This is a genomic window from Nonomuraea sp. NPDC003201 (genome assembly GCF_053590415.1).
In genome coordinates, this window is the sequence record NZ_JBSFTC010000510.1 from 1 (window position 1) to 5,317 (window position 5,317).

6 protein-coding genes are annotated in these 5,317 nt (G+C 68.7%); 3 read left to right on the forward strand and 3 right to left on the reverse strand.

The window, feature by feature from the left end:
• Window positions 1-689: 689 nt before the first annotated feature.
• Window positions 690-1,604, reverse strand: coding sequence for an SDR family NAD(P)-dependent oxidoreductase (locus tag ACWDX9_RS59300; protein ID WP_449972450.1), 915 nt, complete (start codon window positions 1,602-1,604; stop codon window positions 690-692).
• Window positions 1,605-1,955: 351 nt separating this feature from the next.
• Between ACWDX9_RS59300 and ACWDX9_RS59305 the strand changes: the two genes are divergently transcribed.
• Entirely contained in the window at window positions 1,956-2,330 is a 375-nt protein-coding gene (locus ACWDX9_RS59305; RefSeq protein WP_449972453.1) for a hypothetical protein, read from the forward strand.
• A gap of 362 nt (window positions 2,331-2,692) precedes the next feature.
• On the forward strand, window positions 2,693-3,685 hold the full coding sequence (locus ACWDX9_RS59310) for a helix-turn-helix domain-containing protein (protein WP_449972455.1): 993 nt from the start codon (window positions 2,693-2,695) through the stop codon (window positions 3,683-3,685).
• A gap of 393 nt (window positions 3,686-4,078) precedes the next feature.
• Here ACWDX9_RS59310 and ACWDX9_RS59315 read toward each other — a convergent pair whose 3' ends face one another.
• Both ACWDX9_RS59315 and ACWDX9_RS59320 read right to left on the reverse strand, forming a co-directional pair.
• Window positions 4,079-4,342, reverse strand: a complete 264-nt coding sequence (locus ACWDX9_RS59315; protein WP_449972458.1) for a hypothetical protein — start codon at window positions 4,340-4,342, stop codon at window positions 4,079-4,081.
• Window positions 4,323-4,781, reverse strand: coding sequence for a hypothetical protein (locus tag ACWDX9_RS59320; RefSeq protein WP_449972461.1), 459 nt, complete (start codon window positions 4,779-4,781; stop codon window positions 4,323-4,325). The genes ACWDX9_RS59315 and ACWDX9_RS59320 overlap by 20 nt, the downstream gene beginning before the upstream one ends.
• A 184-nt stretch (window positions 4,782-4,965) precedes the next feature.
• Between ACWDX9_RS59320 and ACWDX9_RS59325 the strand changes: the two genes are divergently transcribed.
• Window positions 4,966-5,317 (forward strand): hypothetical protein (locus ACWDX9_RS59325; protein ID WP_449972464.1); only part of this gene is annotated, 352 nt, incomplete at its 3' end.

Below are 5,317 nucleotides of genomic sequence, written 5' to 3' on the forward strand. Positions count from 1 at the left end.
CGCGGGCGCCGGCGGGCACCGGCGCGCGACTGACGCTGGCCGGGCGCGATCGCGCGGCGCAAGGACCTCGCCGATGACGGGTGGATTGTCATCGAGGCTCTGGACGAGTCCGCTTTCCGGGATCGGGTGAACAACCCGGCTCGCTGCGGGCCTCCGACGCCGACGAGGGCATCGGGTGGCTCCCCAGCGTGCACGAGATCAGGCACGGCGAAGACCGCACCGCCTATCTCGTGAACGGCACCGTCTACAAGATTGGCTTCCGGGATCGCGCTGTGGCCGCGTATCCGGTTCAAGGGGCTGCTGTCGGTGCTGGACGTTGGCCGTCGGCGACCACAACGGCACTGGCGCCGACTCGAAGGGCCCGCGGGGAGCCTGTGGGACCCTCGTGGGGGGAGCCCGCTGCGGCCATGTGGGATTCTGGGCCGGCGACATCGACGGCTGCTCGCGACGGCTCGTCGAGAAGGCCTGTCCCCTGGATTTCAGCCGCCCGCCCGTACGGGCGCCCTTTCACCTACCACCGCGTAGCCGATCTCGGACCGCGGATCGAGTTCGTCGACGTCTCCGTCCAGCCGGAGTTCCTGCTCACTTGGAATCCCGATGGGGCGCCCAAACCGGCCCTGGACTGAGCCGTCACTGCCGACGCGCAACATGAGCCGCCGCCGGTGCGCTGGTCAGCACGTCACCGGATGTCAGCCGGTGAGGTAGCCGCCGGAGGCGTCGATGTCCGTGCCGAGGACGGCGGTCGCGTCGTCGGACGCCAGCCACATCACCACCCGCGCCATCTCCTGAGGCCGCACGATCCGCTTGATCGGGTAGTCCTGCGCGATCTGCTCGTACGTCACCCCGAACGCCTTCGCCGCCCGCTCCAGCATCGGCGTGTCCACGGCGCCCGGGGCAAGCGCGTTGATGCGGATGTTCTTGGCCGCGTACTCGAGCGCGGCCACCTTGGTCAGCGACGCCACCGCGTGCTTGCTCGCGTTGTAGGGCGAGATCGTCGCGAAGCCGACCTCGGCCGAGATAGAGGCGGTGTTGACGATGATTCCCGCGCGCTGCCGGATCATGTGCGGGATCTCGTACTTCATCGCCAGGAACACCCCGGCCGCGTTCGTGCGCCAGACCTGCTCGAAGTCGCTCAGCGTCTGCTCGTGCAGCGGCGCGGCCTTGGGACTCTCGATGCCGGCGTTGTTGAAGGCGATGTCGACGCGCCCGTACAGGCGTACGCACTCACTCACGAACGCCCGCACGTCGTCCTCCTTCGATACGTCGGCCCGCATGTACGTGGCCTCCCCGCCGAACCGCCTGATCTCCCGCTCATGCCGCCGGCCAAGCTCCTCACGCCGCCCGCAGAAGAACACGCGCGCGCCCTGCCTGGCGATCTCGTACGCGGTGGCCTGGCCGATGCCCGACGTCGCCCCGGTGATGAGCACCACCTTGTCGGCGAAGCGCCCGCGGCGGTCGGCCTTGCCCGTGGAAGGGGCGGGTGGGTTCTGCGTGTTGGCCGAGGCGGGCACGGCGGTGGCCACAGCTCCGGCGGCCAGCGCCACCGCGCCCGTGGCGCCGCTCGTGAGGATGGCCCGCCTCGACGGCTGCGGCTGTTCGGTCATGATGTCTCCCCGCTCTGTGGGCCTGAATCGATCATCATGGTCGTCCGCAGGCGGTGTCGCGGTCCAATACCTGCCGTCATAACTGCCCTCTATGGCCGATCTCGCGAGCACACCGTCGCCCCACTGTGTGGACCGAGCGTTAAGCACTGTGCACCCCGGATCATGGCGCGACTGGGTTACACGGCTACAGCCGCTTCCAGTCCGGCGGGTGTGGCACCCCGTCCCTGCTCAACGACACCGGGGACCGTCCGCGGCGTCACCATCGGCGGGTGGCGCCGTTCCCCGTCGACGGCGGGCGCTGAGCCGGAACCTTGTCAGCTGGCGTCAGGAAAGATCCTCGACCGACAGAGGGTGACCGGTGTGTTCGGCGATGGCGGCTTCCTCGACATGGTTTCCAGCTCTGACAGAGAATCCGAGCGGGCCTACCGCTGGGAGCGGTTCGGCACGGGTGCGCGGAAACAGGTGTCGTTCTCCCCGGCGGAGCTGGGAGCATCCATCGGCCATGCCGAAAGGCATCACGTGCCTCTGGACGGCTCGCTGGTCGTGGCCGCCACGTCCTGGAAGGAGAACGTAGGCAGTGTCACCGTGTTCGTCACCCCATGGGGCACGGCTGACACCGTCCGGATCCCGATGACCTCCCTCGCTGGTTGGCCGATGATCTCGGACCAGCCCCCTCCGCAAGTCTGGTGCGCGCGCCCGGTGCGGCGATCGTCGCCCAGCCGATGAGCTCTGTAATCGTCGGCCTGGCGTGAGAGGCCGCGTATGCCCCGACGGTACGTTTCGCCGGATGACCGAGCAACATGCGCGAGTCTGCGCGAAAAGCCGGACGCCGGTCACTGAACCTAGGTGCCGACTTGTCCGGCATTTACCCCGATTCCGCCGTGGTGGCCGGGAATCCTAGGATTGGAGCCGGAACCCTGTTCGCCGCGACGTCGTTGGGCAGGGTGGCGCGCGCTGCCGCACGGGCGAGGTGCGCGCGATAGAGGTGCCCCATTGCTGCCGAAGGCCCAGGGCGTACACGGTGTGCTCCGGTGTCGTGACGACGCTAGCGGAGCCGTTGTCCCTCGCACCCCGTAAGAAAGGACGATGTGATCGAGAACGATTTCCGGGTCGACGACATCCCCACGAAGGAACGCTTCGAACGCTGGCGCGAGCGCATCTGCAGTGGGTCGGACTTCGAGATGACCAGCGATCACGCACAGGACTTCTACGCCGACGACCACGAGACGGAATTCGGCCCTCTGCGCGTGGCCAGGAAGACCTTCGCGCCCATGCACATGTGGCGCAACCCGACCCCCACCCGTGACTTCGCGCACGACGAGGCGTACCAGCTCCAGATCCCCTTACGGGGCACCCTGCACGCCACCTGGAACGACAGGCAGGTCGCCTCCGGGGTAGGGGACCTGTTCGTCCACGACATCTCGCGCCTGAAACAGTGCGACTTCCTGACACCCGACGGCAGGACCCCGTTCCAGCACGCCACCGTTACCATCCCCAAGCCGCTCCTGTCGCTACCGACCAGTCACGTGGACCGGATCCTCGGCCGCAGCATCCCCGGCGACGACGGGGTAGGCGCCCTACTGGCCGGTTTCGTCACCACCTTGGCCAGCCACGGCGCGGACTCCTACCAGCCCGCCGACGGCCCGCGCGTGGGCATGGTGCTCCTCGGCTTGATCGACGCGCTGTTCGCGCACGCCCTCGAAACCGATCCCGCCATTCCGGCCGCCGGGGCGCACCGGCACACCCTCGCCCTGCGCGTCCAGGCCTTCATCCAGCAGCACCTGCGTGAGCCCGATCTCACCCCCGGCGTGCTCGCAGCCGCGCACCACATCTCCCTCAGCTACCTGCACCGGCTCTTCCAGGAGCAGGGCACGACGGTCTCCACCTGGATCAGGACCCAGCGCCTCGAACGCGCCCGCCGCGACCTGGCCGACCCCGTCATGCGCGACATCCCCATCCACGGCATCGCCGCCAGCTGGGGCTTCTCCCACCCCGCGGACTTCAGCCGCGCCTTCCGCAAGGCGTTCGGCACCTCACCCAAGAACTTCAGGCACGATGCGCTCCGCTCCGGCCCTCACTGAGCGCGCCGTGGACGTGGTGTTAAGAGGTTGTGGACTCCATGCCATCGACTTCTGGCTATGTCGGTGACACCGGAAGCCACATGTCGCCCTCTTTGAGAGCCGCGCTACGGCTCTCGAGCCGGGCTCGTGCCGGCGAATTCGAGAGCCACTCCGGCCTTCCTCGTTGCCGAGTATGGCCGTCGCTCGCCACACCTCCAGGTCGTACGTCCTCGCTTCGCTGCCATCGTTATCTTGAGTTCTTGGTATCTTCTCGCAGGTCAGAGCGAGACGATCTTGTCAGGCACGTAAGGCACGTTCACGCGCACCCGGCCCCTTGGTCATCGGTGGTGTCGCGGCCGATGTCGAAGACTCCTCACCCGCCTTCGGAGTGCTCGGCACAGCGGAACCTGACCGTCAGGCCGTGGCGAGGAAGCGGCGCATCTTGGCGGCGGTGCGCGGATAGTCGGGCCCGTACCAGATCATGTGGCTGTCGGCGCTCGCGGGGAACACGTGGCCGCGGCCATCACGAGCACGGCTGGTGATGAGGACGTCGACTTCACGCAGGCCCGCCCCTGTACGGTCGGGCAGCATCGCTGACTCGGTGACCACGGCGTCGGCATCGACATGTGACCGGATGAAGTAGACGACCGCCTGGAAGTCATTGGACCGTGCGGGCATGCGGACACGGTAGCGGTGGAGGCCGACGGTTTCTGGCCGCCCCGGTGCGCGGCCGCGAGGGGTGAGGATGGCCGCCGCGATCAGTGCCGGCGGCGGGGCGGGGCGAGGTGCTCGGTGACGGCGGCGATGGCTTCGGCACCGGGTTTGACGTCGCGCATGGCGGTGCGGGGATTCTTATGGCGGCGAGGAGGACGACGGCCATCGCCGCGAACGTCCACCCGCCTGCCGGCAGGCGGACGCCGCGGGCCGCGTACCAGACGTGACGCAGGTGTAGGGGCAGGTACACCACGGTCACTGCGAGGCTCCACAGTCCGGTGCGGACGTCGTTGTCCGGGTAGCTGAAGGCCAGCGCCACCTGCAGCAGCGGCAGCAGGCCCGCGCACCCGACCGCGCCGACCGGCGCGAGCCGGACGGCGCGGTCGGATCGCCACAGTGCCACCAGCCGGATCCCCGTCCACGTTCCCTGGCCGACCAGGGTAGGTGACCCGGCCGCGTGGCGACCACCCGCGGTGTCCTTCCGCCGTACTCCGGCCGTCCCCCTCCATGATCATCGATCTTTACCAGTCTCAGGGGCCGAGCCGGGCATCGCTCGGACGAAGATCTTCGGTGGCAGGATCTCCAGGATGACAATCTCTGACACCGTCGGTCAGATATGGCGCACCAGTGTCCTGTTGCAGAGCGCCCGGTGGACGGGACGGCACCTGGCACGCCTGGCGGCGCCCGCCCTCATCGCGTCGTTACCACCGGCCATCGTGGTGGGTGGCCTGGTCAACGGGCAGTTCGCGCTGCTGTCCGCGCTCCCTGGGCCGTTGGTGGGCTGGACGGTCGCGATGGTGGTCGCGCACGCCGTGGTGCTGCCCGCGACGGTGCTGATGGCGGCGGGGCTGATGGCGGCGGGGCTGATGGCGGCGGGGCTGATGGCGGCGGGGCTGATGGCGGCGGGGCTGATGCTCAACCGCTCCGTGTCGCCATCCG